Origin of the sequence: Acidovorax radicis (assembly GCF_020510705.1) — a bacterium.
In the GTDB taxonomy this organism is placed as follows: domain Bacteria; phylum Pseudomonadota; class Gammaproteobacteria; order Burkholderiales; family Burkholderiaceae_C; genus Acidovorax; species Acidovorax radicis_A.
Genome location: NZ_CP075184.1, coordinates 1,710,734 through 1,724,843, shown reverse-complemented (window position 1 = coordinate 1,724,843; position 14,110 = coordinate 1,710,734). Strand labels below are relative to the sequence as shown.

The window sequence follows — 14,110 nt, the reverse complement described above, 5'->3', positions numbered from 1 at the left end:
TGAGGAACGAGTTGACTGTTGCACCACATACTGACCCGATTGTAGAAACCGGCGCACCCGCTGCCGATCAAGCAATCGATCACGCCTGCGCCACCACGCGCCATGCCACCTGGCACAGCGAGGACGACACAGACGCCTTCGCACGCCAACTTGCCGCCCAACCCGGCATTGGCAATGCCTTCATCACCTTGCACGGCGACCTGGGCGCCGGCAAGACCACGCTGGTGCGGCACCTGCTGAGGGCAATGGGTGTGCAGGGGCGCATCAAGAGCCCCACCTATGCGGTGGTGGAGCCCCACGAAACACCGGGCGTCGCCATCTGGCACTTTGACTTTTACCGCTTTGACGACCCCCGCGAGTGGGAAGACGCCGGTTTCAGGGACATTTTTGCCAACCCCGGCCTCAAGGTGGCAGAATGGCCGGAAAAGGCTGCAGCGCTTACACCGCTTGCCGACCTTGCTATACACATTGAAGCAATTGATGACACCGAAAGGAAAGTCACACTGCATGCCCACACCCCTGCAGGGTGCAGCTTGCTGCAAGGACTGAAATGAAACACCCCCTGAGCCGCATCGCGTCGTCCCCCTCTCTCGCCCCGCTGCGCGACGCGGGAGTGGGACACACCCAGTGGCCCGGCAAAGCCGGTTCTACGGGTGCGCTGGCGCTGGCGCTGGCGTTGACGTTGGCGTGGGCCGCGCCAGTTTCATGGGCTGCGCAATGGATGATCGGAAGGGAGTGAACGCATGAGCCGCCGCCCCCCACCAGCGCCCTCTCGCCGCGCCGTTTTGCAGGCGGGCAGCTTGGTCCTGCTGCTGGGCACCCAGCAGATCGCGCGCGGCGCCACCATCGTGGCGGTGCGCGTCTGGCCCGCACCCGAGTACTCGCGCGTCACCATCGAATCCGATGGAGCGCTGGTGGCCAAGCAGTTTTTCGTGACCACGCCACCCCGCCTGGCCGTGGACATCGAAGGCATCGACCTGAGCCCCGAGCTGCGTGAGCTGGTGGCCAAGGTCAAACCCGACGACCCGAACATCGCAGGCATCCGCGTGGGCCAGAACGCGCCCGGCGTGGTGCGCCTGGTGGTGGACCTCAAACAGGCGGCCATGCCGCAGGTGTTCACCCTGCCCCCCGTGGCGGCCTACCGGCACCGTCTGGTGTTTGACCTGTACCCCGCAGCGCCGGTGGACCCGCTGGAAGCACTGATTGCCGAGCGGCTGCGTGAAGCGCCCACCACCTCGCCCACGGCGTTTGCCCCGGCACCCGCCCCAACGCCCCTCGGCCGGACTGAGCGCAACACCACGCCGCCAGCCGGCCAAGACCCGCTGGGCGACCTGATTGCACAGCGCAACGCCAGCCCCGGCAGTCCCCTCTCCAACACCGCCTCGCCCAGCGCCCCGCCGCCCGTGGTGGCTGCAGCACCCGTGGCGCCACCACCACCCGCGTCACCGGCCCCCACGGCGACCCCACGCGCTGCCAACAATCGCGCTACCGCCACAGAAACCGACCGCATCATCATCGTGGCGCTGGACCCTGGCCATGGCGGCGAAGACCCCGGCGCCATCGGCCCCGCTGGCACGCGCGAGAAAGACGTGGTGCTGCGCGTGGCCCACCTGCTGCGCGACCGCATCAACGCCACCACCGTGGGCGGCAACCCCATGCGCGCCTACCTCACGCGCGACGGCGACTACTTCGTGCCCCTGGGCACCCGCGTGCAAAAGGCCCGGCGCGTGCAGGCCGACCTGTTCGTGAGCATTCATGCGGACGCCTTCACGAACCCCGACGCACGGGGCGCCAGTGTGTTTGCACTGAGCCAGGGCGGTGCGTCCAGCACGGCGGCCCGCTGGCTGGCGAACAAGGAGAACCAGGCCGATCTGGTGGGCGGCATCAACGTGCAGTCCAAAGACCAGCATGTGCAGCGCGCGCTGCTCGACATGAGCACCACCGCACAAATCAATGACAGCCTCAAGCTGGGCACCGTGTTGCTCGGCGAGATCGGTAACGTCGGCAAGCTGCACAAGCCGCGCGTGGAACAGGCGGGTTTTGCCGTGCTCAAGGCCCCTGACATTCCCAGTGTGCTGGTGGAGACCGCTTTCATCAGCAACCCTGACGAAGAAAAGCGCCTGCGCAGCAGCGCCTACCAAGAGCAGCTGGCCAATGCCCTGATGCGCGGCATCACACGCTACTTTGCCAAGAATCCCCCGTTGGCTCGCAGCCGCTCGGTCTAAGTCTCAGAAACTGCGCCAAGGTGCGCCAAGATGCGCGCCAAGAGCGGGGCGATGGCGCCGCCACCAGCCGCGCGCGTGCCTTGGCATAGTGGTGCCCCCCACGCCTTGGCCGGCCCTTGCCTCCTTATCCTTGCACCGCCTCCCCCTCGATGCGGTGGCCTTGCACCCTGCTGCAAGTGCAGGCACAGTGACCCACCACAACGGCCAAACGACCCCGATGCGTGTCGGTCCGTTATCAAGGAGAAACCCATGGCACAACCCCACGCCCAATCAGGCCAGATCGTCAGCGTTCTCCCGCTGGGTGATCGCCTTTCTGAAAACACCTCCACGGCCATCTTGAAGGCCGGCCAACTGGAAGTGATCCGCGTGATCTTGCCCACAGGCAAGTCCATGCGCGAGCACCAAATTTCTGGCGAAGCCACTGTGCAATGCCTCGAAGGCGTGGTGGAATTCGTGAGCGACGGCCACACCCAGCATCTGCGCACAGGCGATTTTGTGCACCTCGCGCCTCGCGCACTGCATGGCCTAACGGCGATCGAGCCCGCATCCCTGCTGGTCACGATGTGCCTGCGGCCCGCCTAGCCCGATCTGCTGCGCTGCGGTGGTGTGCGGCGACCCCGAGCTGCGGGCGGGCGCGGGTGCGGGCGCGTGCTGACGTTAGTGACTGGTCGATGTGTCTCACCGTGACAGGTATCTTTTTTGCAAAGGGGTGATGTGCTCTGACGCACAGATCGGCAACACCGCCTTGGCCACGCAACGCCTACGCGGAGGCCCTTATCTCCCTGTGGAACACCCCATGGACCAAGGCACCCGAGCGCGCATGGGGCCAGGTGTCCTACAAGCGCCACGTGCCGCTGCCTACGCCGCGCCCCTGCCGGGTCGGTACATAGTCAAGGCACAGGTCGAGTTCAGCAGCACCCGCCGCTGCCCCACAAGGCCTGATTCCACATCACAAAGGACTCTTGCCATGAAAATCCGTCACATCCTCCTCGCCACCACTTGCACTGCAGCCCTTGCCCTGGGTGGTTGCGCTTCCAATCCCAGCAACACCCAAGTCGGCACGGGCGTCGGTGCCGTGGTCGGTGGCGTGGCTGGCAATGCCATCTTTGGCGGACCGGTAGGCACTATCGGGGGCGCAGCAGCTGGCGCGCTGGTGGGCCATGAAATTGGCGAGGACCGCGACCAACGTCGCCGTTAAATCAAACCACGCCCCCTCGGCCGCAGCAGCGTGCGACCGAAAGCCCCGACGCCCCACTTTGCGGGGGCCAAAGGAGCACTATCAAAAAGAGCTGCTGGCGCTTTCACAACAAGCGCCAGCAGCTATTTTTTTGATAGCAAAAAATCAGGTCGCCGTTTTGGCCGCCCGCCCGGCCCGCCAGGCGCCAAAGATGGCGATCAGGCCCGGAATGAAAATCATGGCCCAGATGATCTTGTCCAGGTGGAGCTTCACCCAAGCAAAGTTGCCAAAGAAGTAGCCCGCCGTGCAGATGCCCAGCACCCACAGCAACGCACCTGCCACATTGAAACCCGTGAACTTGCCGCGGCCCATTGCGGCCACCCCGGCCACAAAGGGGGCAAAGGTACGAATGAACGGCATGAAGCGCGCGAGGATGATGGTGATGCCACCGTAGCGCTCATAAAACGCATGCGCCTGGTCGAAGGCACGGCGATTGAACCAGCGCGAGTCCTCCCACTGAAACACCTTGGGCCCAAAAAACCGGCCTATTGAATAGTTGCACTGGTCCCCCAGGACCGCCGCCGCGATCAGCACCGCACAGGCGAGCGAAAAGCTCATCATCCCCGCGCCACACAACGCGCCCACGATGAACAAGAGCGAATCCCCCGGCAAAAAGGGCATGACAACCACGCCGGTTTCAATGAACACGATCAGGAACAGCAGCGCGTACACCCACATGCCGTAGGTCTGCACGAACGTTTCCAGATACTTGTCCACATGCAGGATGAAGTCGATCAGAAAAGTGACAAGTTCCATGGAGGGTGTGGCGCCGTGGGCCAGGCGCTAAGAGGGCGTTAAAAAGCAGCGCGCATTATCCCCACCCGGCGCCCTTACACGCCGATACCCTTGCGCCCCCTGTGCTGCCCCGCCCTAAAATCTGCCAGGTGAACGACACCAACCCATCCCTTGCAGCGGCACAGCCCTCCTCCGCTTGCCCGCGCCGCCCCATCCGCGACCTGCCCGACGAACTCATCAGCCAGATTGCGGCCGGCGAAGTGGTGGAGCGCCCCGCCTCGGTGGTGCGCGAGCTGGTGGACAACGCGCTGGACGCAGGCGCTACACAAATCACGGTGCGCCTGTCTGCCGGGGGTGTGCGGCTGATCATGGTGGAAGACGATGGCGGGGGCATCCCGCAAGAGGAGCTGCCGGTGGCCTTGCGCCGCCATGCCACCAGCAAGATCACCAACCTGAGCGACCTGGAAACCGTGGCCACCATGGGTTTTCGGGGCGAGGCACTGGCGGCCATTGCGTCGGTCTCGGAGATGTCGCTGCTCTCGCGCCCTGTGGCCCAAGCCAATGCGTTTTTGCTGGACGCCCGCAGTGGCGAGCTGCGCCCCGCCGCGCGCAGCACGGGCACGACGGTGGAGGTGAAAGAGCTGTTCTTCTCCACCCCCGCGCGCCGCAAGTTTTTGAAGACCGACGCCACCGAGCTGGCGCATTGCATTGAATCGGTGCGCCGGCATGCGCTGGCGCGGCCCGACGTGGGTTTTGCCATCTGGCACGAAGGCAAGCTGGTGGAGCAGTGGCGCGCCACCTTCGTGCCCGGTCAGGGCGATGCACAGGACGCACTGGCCCGGCGCCTGTCTGACGTGTTGGGCGAAGACTTCGTCACGCAGTCGGTGGCCGTTCAGCACCGCGCGGGCCCAGTCACCGTCACCGGCCGGGCCGGTCTGCCCGATGCCGCGCGCTCGCGGGCGGATCACCAATACTGTTATGTGAACGGCCGCTTTGTGCGCGACAAGGTGCTCACCCATGCGGCGCGCAGCGCTTATGAAGACGTGCTGCACGGCCACAAGCAGCCCGTGTATGCGCTGTATGTGGAGATCGACCCCGCCCGGGTGGACGTGAACGTGCACCCCACCAAGATCGAGGTGCGCTTTCGCGACAGCCGCGAGGTGCACCAGGCCGTGCGCCACGCGGTTGAAAACGCGCTGGCCGCACCGCGTGCGGCGGCCTTGGCGGCAGCCGCAGCAGTGGCGCCAGAAACCGGGCCTGGCAATGGAGGCGCCGAATATTTCAAACAAAAACAGGCGCCAGCGCTTATGTGGCAAGCGCAAGCAGCTATGAAATTTGAAGAACGTGGCCACCATGTCGCCGATCTGCAGGCGCTATGGGGGCCGCGCAAAGACAGCCTGCCCGCCAGTACACCGTCGCCAACCGATGCACTGGTGGGCGGGGGCAGCGACACACCGCAGTTACCCTCTCAAGACCTGGGCGGCGGTGGTGCGGGCGTTTTCGCTCTGCCATCGGGCCCGGCAAGAATACCCAGCGCCACGGGCGCAGCCAGTGCCGAAAGCGCAATGGGCATCACCGGGCCCAACGCCCACCCCAACGATACCTTCGGCCACGAGGCCACATGGCCTTTGGGCCGCGCAGTGGCTCAATTACACGGCGTCTACATCCTGGCCGAAAACGCCCAGGGCATGGTCGTCGTCGACATGCACGCCGCCCACGAGCGCATCGTGTACGAGCGCCTGAAGGCGCAGGTGGACAGCGGCGCGCGCATTGCCAGCCAGCCGCTGCTGATCCCTGCCACCTTTGCCGCCACGCCACAAGAGGTGGCCACCGCCGAAGACTCGGCCGAGGTGCTGGCCACGCTGGGGCTGGAAGTGGTGCCGTTCTCGCCCAAAACCCTGGCCGTGCGCGCCGTGCCCACCACCCTGGCGCAAGGCGACCCGGTGGAACTGGCCCGCAGCGTGTTGGCCGAGCTGGCCGCGCACGACGCCACCACCGTGGTGCAGCGCGCCCGCAATGAAATCCTGGGCACCATGGCCTGCCACGGTGCCGTGCGCGCCAACCGCAAGCTCACCATCGACGAAATGAACGCCCTGCTGCGCCAGATGGAAACCACCGACCGGTCGGACCAATGCAACCATGGCCGCCCCACCTGGCGGCAGCTGTCGATGAAAGAGCTGGACGCGTTGTTTCTGCGAGGAAGATAAACCGATCCACCGGACAGCCTGACAGAAAGGAAACGCACATGAGCCTGAGTCCAGAATGGTTTGCTGAATACAGCGATAGAGATAAGCAACGGTCTCTTGACAGCATCTCCGTCAAGGAAGCCGAGAGTGATTTGTCAATGTTCCGTTCATCTATTTCCCCAGTCGCCGAGGAAACCGCTAGATGGCTATACAAAAATTGGACGATAGAGAAATTTTTCCAACTCCATCCCACAGCACGCCTCCAGCTATTGAAATTCATAGAGCTTGAGCTTATGGCCAAGCAATCCAATGCTGAGCCGCTCTGGCACAAAATAATAGAGACTGATTTTTTGAAAAGAAATGGCATCAAGTAACTGCCCAGGGCGGCCAATCGCATTTCTGCCGTCAACATGAACAGTCTGAAAAAAGATGCCAGGCGCTTGAAATCCGTTCCACCTGAATACCGGGCCAGTGTTTACGCCAAGATGGAGCAGGAAAAGCGCAGCCAGCAGGATGCCAAGAGCAGAGAGTTGCTTGCATCACTGCGGGCGACATTGAAAGGGCTCAAGGAAGAGCTACGAAAAGCATGCATGGAGTGCGCCCAAGTTGATTTAATCAGCAAGATTTCCGCCTGCGAAAAGGCGATAAAGAAATCTCCGAAACCAACACGGAAATGGTCGCCGACACTCCCGGGCTCTTTTGAATCAGGGCAGAAAAGATAGCGCTATTCGACCCCGATTCATCGGAGTCGCCGCAACCAATACCATTCGGCCAACGACTGCAAGCCGCGCAGAGTCACAGCGCCCTAGGGATCCTCTGTCAAAGGTAGTGGTCTCAAAGTCATGGTAAGCAAGTCCGTCTTTCATGCACCATGCACCATGCAACGTAGCTTTTTAGATGGCTGGTTGATGTTGCAACGAGGCTCGTTGTGAGAGGCCGGATGGGCTTCACCAATCCTCCTTCACCGCCATCACCGCGTCCCTCCCCGCTGCAGCCCGTCCCGCCAACCAAGCGGTAACAGTCCCCGACACGATCACCGCAGCACAAAGCCCCAGCAACCTCCCCCCCGGCACCGCCAAATCCATCGTCCAGTGAAAACTCTGCGGGTTGACCACGTGCACCAGCACCACGGACACGGCCAGCCCCAGCAGCACGCCCGCCGCCGCGCCCACCGCCGTCCACGCAGCACCTTCGCCTGCCACCACGGTCAGAATCTGCCGCCGGGTGAGGCCCAGATGGGCGAGCAAGCCAAACTCCTTGCGCCGTGCCAGCACCTGGGCGCTGAAGCTGGCGGCCACGCCGAACAGGCCGATGCCGATGGCCACGGCCTGCAGCCAGTAGGTGACGGCGAAGCTACGGTCGAAGATGCGCAGCGAGCGCTCGCGGATGGTGGCGGCGGAGCTGAATTCCACCAGTGCCTCGCTGCTGTCGCCCGTGGTGGCACTCGCCGCAGTGGAGGGTTGGCGGCCAGCTTGCGTCGCAGCGAGCGCGCGGATGGATTCCTGCAAGGCCGACACATCGGTGCCTTCGCTGGGCCACAGGGCCAAGTCGCTGGTGCGGGCGTCGCCGGTCAGGCGCAGCCACACGGCGCGGTCCATCACCACGGCGCCGGTTTGCCGGGCGTAGTCGCGCCAGATACCTGCTATGTAAAAGATAGCTGCTGGCGCATGGTTCTCTAGCGCTTGGGGGCTAAAAGCCTTGGAAAGTGCAGGCCACTCCATGCCGGGGCGCAGGCCGTACAGGTCCACCACGGCTTCGCTGATGTACACGCCCGTCCGGCCGGGGGGCACCGGCAGGGCCTCGCCCACCAGCGGCAGGGTCTGCGCTGGCTCATCGCCCAGCGGGCGGCTCAGCACCGTGAGGGCGGGCAGCGTGGGGGACAGCTGCAGTGGGCTGGCGCGCAGGGGCTGCACGCGGTCCAGACCTGGCAACTGGCCCACCGCTTCTGCAAAGCCTGCTGGCAGTAACGCTGCCTCACTGCCGCCTGCGCCTCCTGTGCCGCCGCCCGCACTGAGGGCCGAGCGCACATACAGCGGCGACGGCAGCACCGCGTCCAGCCACTGCGTGACCGAGCCGCGAAAGCTGGACACCATCACCGTCAGCGCCACGGCCAGGCTGAGGGACGCGACCACGCCGCCCACCGCGATGGCCGCGCTGCCCCGCATGCGCCGCGCGCGCTCCAGCGCCAGCAATGGCAGCGCATGGCGTGCGGCCAGGGGCTGCAACCACGCCAGCAACCGTGCCATGCCCCAGGGCAGCAGGGCGATGCCGCCCACCAGCAGCAGCGCGATGGCCACATACGCGGCCAGCGGGATACCAAATACGGGTGGGGCGATAGTCAACAGTGCCCCGGTAGCTATCAAAACGATACCAACCGTGCCCTTGTCCGCCTGGCTGGCTGCGGCGCCAAGGCCTTTCAGGGTCTGGGCTGGAGGCAGGGTCTGTGCGGCGCGGGCGGGCCACCAACCGCCCGCCAAGGCGGCCGCCACGCCGAGTGCGCCGTACACCAGGGCGGCGGGCGCGCTCCATTGCAGCGCGGGCCGCACACCCGCAAAGTAGCCGCCACCCAGGTCGCCGCCCAGCAATTGCAATGCGGTGGCTGCCAGCGCAGTGCCCAGTGCAATGCCCAGCACACTGCCCAGCAGGCCCAAGGCTGCCGACTCTGCCAGCACCAGCGCCAGCCGCTGGCGCGGTGTGGCGCCCAGCACGGCCAGCAGCGCAAACTGCGGCCCGCGCTGCGCCACGCTGAGTGCCAGCACCGAGAACACCAGAAACGCCCCGGTGAACAGCGCCACCAGCGCCAGCACCGTCAGGTTGACCCGGTAGGCGCGCGACAGGTTGCTGATGCGCTGGGTGGCGTCGCCGGGCTGCGCCAGCACCAGGTTGGCGGGCCAGCCGGGCTGCGCGCGCAGTGTGGCCTCCCACGCGGCGCGGTCGGTGCCAGGCTGCAGTTGCAGGTCGATGCGGGTGAGCGCGCCCGCGCGGCCAAACAGGTCTTGCGCGGCGCCGATGTCCATCACGGCCAGCGGCGCGCCGCCCGCGGTCACGGTGCCTGCCACCTGCACGGTGAGCGCCGGTTGCAAGCCCACCTGCAGCGTGAGGCGGGGCAGGGGCGACGATGCATCGGGTGCAGTGGCAGGCAGCCCCAGTGCCTGTAGCGCGGCCGTGTTGAGGAACGCCGTCGCGGGGGCGAAGAGGGCGAACCGGTCGGCGCTGTCCCAGGGGCGTGGCACCAGCGCAGGGGCCGTGGTGGGCAGCAGCAGTGCATCGGCGCCCAGCACGCGGATGGGAGTGCGAAGGGGCTGGTCATTGGCGCCCGCTGCATTGGCGCCCGTTGTGGTGGCTGCCAGCGCCACGGCCGACAGCTCCAGCAACGGGCTGGCGCGTGCCACCTGCGGGTCGGTGGCCAGGCGCTCGTACAGAGCCTCCGGCAGGCTGCCCTGCATGGCGCGCAGCTCCAGGTCGGGTTGGCCGTTGACGGCCCGCACGGCCTGCGAGAACTCGTCCAGCGCCGATGCATTGATCACATGCACGGCAAACGCCAGCGCCACGCCCAGCATCACGGCCGCCACCGCTGCCGCGCTGCGCCAGGGGTGGTGGCGCAGGTCTTGCCAGGAGAAGGTGCGAAGCAGCGCGAGCATGGCCTGCATTGTGGCCGTTGGTGTGCGGTGCGGCGATTGTTGATGCATATCAACCCCGCGTTTGAGACCCCCTTGAAGCGCCGGGGGATGGCGCATATCTTGGAAGCAGGGTCGGCACTCCTGCGCAGGCCCAGTTGTGTTCATTCCCTTTTCAGGAGCAAATTCCATGAACTCTCTTGTGACACGCGGCAGTCTGTTTGATGACTTCTTCAAGGACATTGCGCCGGGTTTTTACGTGCGTCCGCTGCACGGCGACAACCTGCCCGCACCCGGCCAGATCAAGATTGACGTGAAGGAAACCGAAGGTGGCTACACCGTGCAGGCCGAGGTGCCGGGCGTGGCCAAGGAGGACATCCATGTGTCGCTCGACGGCAATGTAGTGAACCTGCGCGCCGAAGTGCGCCAGCACGATGAAAAGCGCGAGGGCGAGAAGGCCCTGCGCTCGGAGCGCTACTACGGTGCCGTGGCCCGCAGCTTTCAGCTACCCGCCGATGTGGACCCCGCCCAGGCCAAGGCCAAGTATGACAACGGGGTGCTGACATTGAACCTGCCCAAGAAGGTGGGGACGGCGGCGCAGCGGTTGAATATCGAGTAAGCCCTGCCGCCATCGGCCATCGGCCATCGGTCAGTGGTTAGTGGCCTACGCAGCAATGCCGCCAGCCGTCAGCCGCAGCACCCGGTCGGCCCGCGCCGCGGCTGCATCCGAGTGCGTGACCAGCACCAGCGATGCCCCATGCTCGCGCGTCTGCGCCAGCAGCAGGTCCATCACGCGGGCGGCGGTGGTGGGGTCGAGGTTGCCGGTGGGCTCGTCGGCCAGCAGCAGGGCGGGGCGGGGCACCAGCGCACGGGCAATGGCCACGCGCTGCAGCTGGCCGCCGCTGAGCTGCTGTGGCAGCCGTTCGCCCAGCTCTGCCAGCCCGACGGCAGCGAGCATTTGCTGCACGCGGCCCGCATCGTTGCGGCCCAACAGCATCAGCGGCAGTGCCACGTTTTGCGCCACGTCCAGATGCGGCAGCACGTGAAACGCCTGGAACACAAAACCCACGTGGGCGCGGCGCCATAACGCACGCTGGGTATCGGTGAGTGGGCCCAGGCCCACGTCTGCGTGGGTGATGTGGCCGGTGTCCCAGGTGTCCAAGCCCGCCAGGCAGTTGAGCAGCGTGGACTTGCCCACGCCCGAGTCGCCCACGATGGCGACAAACTCACCCGGCTCCACCACAAAATCCACGTTGGAGAACACGGGCGTTGCCCCGTAGTGTTTGCCCAGGCCCTGCACGCGCAGTTGTGTCATGGGGCGGAATGCTCCAGGTGCTTCCGTTGAGCCCCTTGATCCACGGGCGCGGCACGACCCAGGCGTTGCAGCACGGCATGCACGAGATGGTCCATCGCCTGGGGTTGGTCGCAGGCGATCACGTGGCGGTCGGGCATGCTGCGCAGCCAGGTGATCTGGCGCTTGGCCAACTGGCGGGTGGCGACAATGCCGCGCTCGCGCAGATAGGCCACGTTCAGCGGTGTGCCCGGTACGGTGGTGGATCGCATGGCCTGAAAGTCCAGCTCTTCCCAGGCCTGGCGGTAGCCCACGCAACGCATCGAGGGCAGGTCTGCGTGCAGGTCACCGCGCGCGCGCAGCGCCCGCACCTCGTCGATGAAACCGGCGTCGAGCATGGTGTCAAACCGCTGCGCGATGCGCCCGTGCAGCCAGCTGCGATCATCAGGTTCCAAAGAAAAAAGGGCGCTAGCGCTTGTGCTGTCTGCGCTAGTAGCTCCTTTTTTTGTAGTGTGAAAGCTCGACAGGGGTTGGCCTGAGATGTGCCACACCTCCAGGGCGCGCTGAATGCGCTGGCTGTCGGCCGGGGCCAGGCGCGCCGCGGTCACGGGGTCGACAAGCGCCAGCTCGGCATGCAGAGCGGGCCAGCCCTGTTCAGCGGCCTGCGCTTCAAGCCGGGCCCGCACGGCCGGGTCGGCGGCGGGCATGTCGTCAATGCCGTCGAACAGTGCCTTGAAATACAGCATGGTGCCGCCCACCAGCAGCGGCAACGCGCCGCGTGCACGGATCTCGGCGATGAGGCGCGTGGCGTCTTGCACAAACTCTGCAGCGCTGTAAGCCTGCAGCGGGTCGCGGATGTCGATCAGGTGGTGGGGCACCGCCGCGCGCTCCGCGTGCGAAGGCTTGGCCGTGCCGATGTCCATGCCGCGATAGACCAGTGCGGAATCCACGCTGATGATCTCCACCGGCTGGCCGTGTTGGGCGAGCGCTGCAGCCAGTGCCAGGGCGCCCGCTGTTTTGCCCGATGCCGTGGGGCCCGCCAGCGCAATGGTGGGCAGCTTGTGTTGTGGGTCAGGTGGCTCAGGCGTGGTCACGGGGCGCTCCAAATTTTTGCACCAGCGTCCATGAAATCAGCGCCAATAACACCGACCAGAACCAGACGCCATGGACCAGGGGCCAGATGGTCCCATCCAGCCTGACGCCCAGCCAGCCGCCAATCGCAAAGGCTGCCAGCATCATCATGAAACCGTTGAGTGCAGACGCTACGCCCGCGGCCTTGGGGAAAGGCCCCACCGCACCACTTTGTCCGCAGGGCTGGTGAATGCCGTGGCCGAGCATGAACAGATAAAAGGGCAGCAACAAGGCCCAGGGCTGGTGCCAGCCTGCCAGCGCAACCAGCGCCATCAGCGTGCCGCCGCCGGCGCTCAGCCCGCCGGCAATGGCCACGGTGCGCAGCAAGCCAAAGCGGGCAAGCAGGCGGCGGCACAGGATGGTGCCGCCAAAATAGGCCAGGCAGGCCGATGCCATGGCCCAGCCGTATTGCGTGCGCGTGAGGCCGAGCACGTCGATATACACAAACGACGACGACGCGAGAAACGTGAACAGGCCGCCATACGTGGCCGTGGTCTGCAGTGAAAACGCCCAGAAGGTCGGGCTGCGCAGCACCTGGCGCCAGGTGCCGACCAGAGCGCGAGGCTGCAGCGCCCTGGGGTTGGCTTGCGCCAGCGTTTCGGGCAGGCGCAACGCCACCAGCGCCAGCGTGGCTACGGCATACGCGGTGAGGGCGAGCAGCGCTGCACGCCAGCCCAGCCATTCGCTCAGCAGCCCGCCCAGAGGGGCGCAGATGCAGGCCACGATGCCCAACCCGGTGAGGGCCTTGGACATGGCGCGTGCGCCATCCAGCGGTGTGTACAGGTCACGCACGATGGCCCGCGCACACATCACCACCGCGCCCATGGCAGCACCCTGGGCAATGCGCCAGGCAATCAGCAGGCCCATGGTGGGGGCCAACGCGCTGCCCAAAGAGGCCACGGTGTAAATACCCAATCCGGCCAGCAAGATGGGGCGACGGCCAAAGCGGTCCGACAGCGGCCCCCACACCATCTGCGAGCAGCCAAAGGCCAGCAGCAACCCGCTGAGGGTGAGCTGGGCCAACGCCATGGGCGCGTTCAGGCTGCGCGTGAGGGCGGGTAACGCGGGCAGGTAAAGGTCGGTGGTGACGGGCTGGATACTGAGCAGCATGGCCAGCACCACAATGGCCAGGCCAGGCTGGATTAAGGCGGAGGCGGGCGCAGCGCCTTCGGGCGTTGCGGTGGCGGAAGGGGCAGACATATCCGTCTGAGCGTACCAGAAGCCGCTGTTTTGGCTGCCTGCAAGGCACCCCTCGCCGGGCCCTGCAGCGCGCGTTGCGAAGCGCCTGGCGGGAGCCGATGGCCGTCAGTGCCCGAGGTGCCCCCTGCAATGCCCGGGTGCCGTTCTAGCGTCCTCGTTAACCTGGCAAGACATCGGTGGCATCAAAAGACGGAGGGCGCAGCAGGTCTCTGTCTATGCCCATGACACCGCTGGCCCGTTCCACCGCCTGCCACAGCGGCGCTGGCATCTTCAAAATCTCGTCGGGGGAGTCGGACCGCGCAATCCATGCACTGATCTGGCCGTGCTGCTCGGTGGTCAGCAGATCCAGGTGCAGCATCTCGTCAATGGTTTTCATTTGGTTGGACTTGGATAGGTCGTGTGACGGGCCATCACGGGCCATGGTGGCCAATGCCTGAACATGCTGCCACAACGGCAAAGTTCAAGGCAGAGTCAGGGGCATCGCTGCG

Annotated in this window: 15 protein-coding genes; 9 read left to right on the top strand and 6 right to left on the bottom strand. The window is 65.7% G+C overall.

The features are described from left to right. Nucleotides 1-11: 11 nt before the first annotated feature. The 5 genes from tsaE to KI609_RS07870 all read left to right on the top strand — a co-directional run bounded on the left by tsaE (nt 12) and on the right by KI609_RS07870 (nt 3,423). On the top strand, nt 12-554 hold the full coding sequence (tsaE, locus tag KI609_RS07890; RefSeq protein WP_413463384.1) for a tRNA (adenosine(37)-N6)-threonylcarbamoyltransferase complex ATPase subunit type 1 TsaE: 543 nt from the start codon (nt 12-14) through the stop codon (nt 552-554). Continuing rightward, nucleotides 551-739 (top strand): hypothetical protein, encoded by a 189-nt coding sequence (locus tag KI609_RS07885; protein WP_226448806.1) that lies wholly within the window; start codon nt 551-553, stop codon nt 737-739. Before tsaE ends, KI609_RS07885 begins: the two co-directional genes overlap by 4 nt. 4 nt (nt 740-743) lie before the next feature. After that, a complete protein-coding gene (locus KI609_RS07880; protein WP_226448804.1) occupies nt 744-2,225 on the top strand; it encodes an N-acetylmuramoyl-L-alanine amidase in 1,482 nt (493 codons plus the stop codon). Between the two features lie 249 nt (nt 2,226-2,474). Then, nucleotides 2,475-2,807 (top strand): cupin domain-containing protein, encoded by a 333-nt coding sequence (locus KI609_RS07875; RefSeq protein ID WP_226448802.1) that lies wholly within the window; start codon nt 2,475-2,477, stop codon nt 2,805-2,807. A 385-nt stretch (nt 2,808-3,192) separates the two neighbouring features. Continuing rightward, complete coding sequence (locus tag KI609_RS07870) at nt 3,193-3,423, top strand: glycine zipper 2TM domain-containing protein (protein ID WP_226448800.1); 231 nt, start codon at nt 3,193-3,195, stop codon at nt 3,421-3,423. A gap of 144 nt (nt 3,424-3,567) precedes the next feature. On the opposite strand, the gene KI609_RS07865 is transcribed toward KI609_RS07870, so the two are convergent. Next, the gene (locus tag KI609_RS07865; protein WP_226448798.1) at nt 3,568-4,218 is read right to left on the bottom strand and encodes a DedA family protein; all 651 of its coding nucleotides are present in this window, start codon (nt 4,216-4,218) and stop codon (nt 3,568-3,570) included. A gap of 128 nt (nt 4,219-4,346) precedes the next feature. Here KI609_RS07865 and mutL point away from each other — a divergent pair, with 128 nt between their 5' ends. From mutL to KI609_RS07850, 3 genes are read left to right on the top strand one after another with little or no spacing between them, the layout of a single operon-like run. Beyond that, entirely contained in the window at nt 4,347-6,404 is a 2,058-nt protein-coding gene (mutL, locus tag KI609_RS07860; RefSeq protein ID WP_226448796.1) for a DNA mismatch repair endonuclease MutL, read from the top strand. Between the two features lie 38 nt (nt 6,405-6,442). After that, nucleotides 6,443-6,757: a hypothetical protein gene (locus KI609_RS07855; protein ID WP_226448794.1), complete on the top strand. Its 315-nt coding sequence runs from the start codon at nt 6,443-6,445 to the stop codon at nt 6,755-6,757. A gap of 36 nt (nt 6,758-6,793) precedes the next feature. After that, complete coding sequence (locus KI609_RS07850) at nt 6,794-7,105, top strand: hypothetical protein (RefSeq protein WP_226448792.1); 312 nt, start codon at nt 6,794-6,796, stop codon at nt 7,103-7,105. A gap of 225 nt (nt 7,106-7,330) precedes the next feature. Here KI609_RS07850 and KI609_RS07845 read toward each other — a convergent pair whose 3' ends face one another. Next, the gene (locus KI609_RS07845) at nt 7,331-10,033 is read right to left on the bottom strand and encodes an ABC transporter permease (RefSeq protein WP_226450239.1); all 2,703 of its coding nucleotides are present in this window, start codon (nt 10,031-10,033) and stop codon (nt 7,331-7,333) included. A gap of 157 nt (nt 10,034-10,190) precedes the next feature. Between KI609_RS07845 and KI609_RS07840 the strand changes: the two genes are divergently transcribed. Further along, the gene (locus KI609_RS07840) at nt 10,191-10,619 is read left to right on the top strand and encodes an Hsp20/alpha crystallin family protein (RefSeq protein WP_226448790.1); all 429 of its coding nucleotides are present in this window, start codon (nt 10,191-10,193) and stop codon (nt 10,617-10,619) included. A gap of 45 nt (nt 10,620-10,664) precedes the next feature. Here the strand turns inward: KI609_RS07840 and KI609_RS07835 are convergent, their stop codons facing one another. The 4 genes from KI609_RS07835 to KI609_RS07820 all read right to left on the bottom strand — a co-directional run bounded on the left by KI609_RS07835 (nt 10,665) and on the right by KI609_RS07820 (nt 13,998). After that, nucleotides 10,665-11,315, bottom strand: a complete 651-nt coding sequence (locus KI609_RS07835; protein WP_226448788.1) for an ABC transporter ATP-binding protein — start codon at nt 11,313-11,315, stop codon at nt 10,665-10,667. Then, nucleotides 11,312-12,385 (bottom strand): tRNA (adenosine(37)-N6)-dimethylallyltransferase MiaA, encoded by a 1,074-nt coding sequence (miaA, locus tag KI609_RS07830; protein ID WP_226448786.1) that lies wholly within the window; start codon nt 12,383-12,385, stop codon nt 11,312-11,314. Before miaA ends, KI609_RS07835 begins: the two co-directional genes overlap by 4 nt. Then, nucleotides 12,372-13,622, bottom strand: coding sequence for a multidrug effflux MFS transporter (locus KI609_RS07825; RefSeq protein ID WP_226448784.1), 1,251 nt, complete (start codon nt 13,620-13,622; stop codon nt 12,372-12,374). The genes miaA and KI609_RS07825 overlap by 14 nt, the downstream gene beginning before the upstream one ends. Nucleotides 13,623-13,779: 157 nt before the next feature. Continuing rightward, on the bottom strand, nt 13,780-13,998 hold the full coding sequence (locus KI609_RS07820) for a hypothetical protein (protein ID WP_226448782.1): 219 nt from the start codon (nt 13,996-13,998) through the stop codon (nt 13,780-13,782). Between the last annotated feature and the right edge of the window lie 112 nt (nt 13,999-14,110).

Bases quoted from the DNA above. Each gene is read 5' to 3' on its own strand.
- KI609_RS07880 (WP_226448804.1), top strand. From the start codon at position 744: ATGAGCCGCCGCCCCCCACCAGCGCCCTCTCGCCGCGCCGTTTTGCAG.
- KI609_RS07825 (WP_226448784.1), bottom strand. From the start codon at position 13,622: ATGTCTGCCCCTTCCGCCACCGCAACGCCCGAAGGCGCTGCGCCCGCC.
- KI609_RS07870 (WP_226448800.1), top strand. From the start codon at position 3,193: ATGAAAATCCGTCACATCCTCCTCGCCACCACTTGCACTGCAGCCCTT.
- KI609_RS07835 (WP_226448788.1), bottom strand. From the start codon at position 11,315: ATGACACAACTGCGCGTGCAGGGCCTGGGCAAACACTACGGGGCAACG.
- KI609_RS07845 (WP_226450239.1), bottom strand. From the start codon at position 10,033: ATGCAGGCCATGCTCGCGCTGCTTCGCACCTTCTCCTGGCAAGACCTG.
- KI609_RS07840 (WP_226448790.1), top strand. From the start codon at position 10,191: ATGAACTCTCTTGTGACACGCGGCAGTCTGTTTGATGACTTCTTCAAG.
- KI609_RS07850 (WP_226448792.1), top strand. From the start codon at position 6,794: ATGAACAGTCTGAAAAAAGATGCCAGGCGCTTGAAATCCGTTCCACCT.
- KI609_RS07820 (WP_226448782.1), bottom strand. From the start codon at position 13,998: ATGAAAACCATTGACGAGATGCTGCACCTGGATCTGCTGACCACCGAG.
- KI609_RS07875 (WP_226448802.1), top strand. From the start codon at position 2,475: ATGGCACAACCCCACGCCCAATCAGGCCAGATCGTCAGCGTTCTCCCG.
- KI609_RS07885 (WP_226448806.1), top strand. From the start codon at position 551: ATGAAACACCCCCTGAGCCGCATCGCGTCGTCCCCCTCTCTCGCCCCG.
- KI609_RS07865 (WP_226448798.1), bottom strand. From the start codon at position 4,218: ATGGAACTTGTCACTTTTCTGATCGACTTCATCCTGCATGTGGACAAG.
- KI609_RS07855 (WP_226448794.1), top strand. From the start codon at position 6,443: ATGAGCCTGAGTCCAGAATGGTTTGCTGAATACAGCGATAGAGATAAG.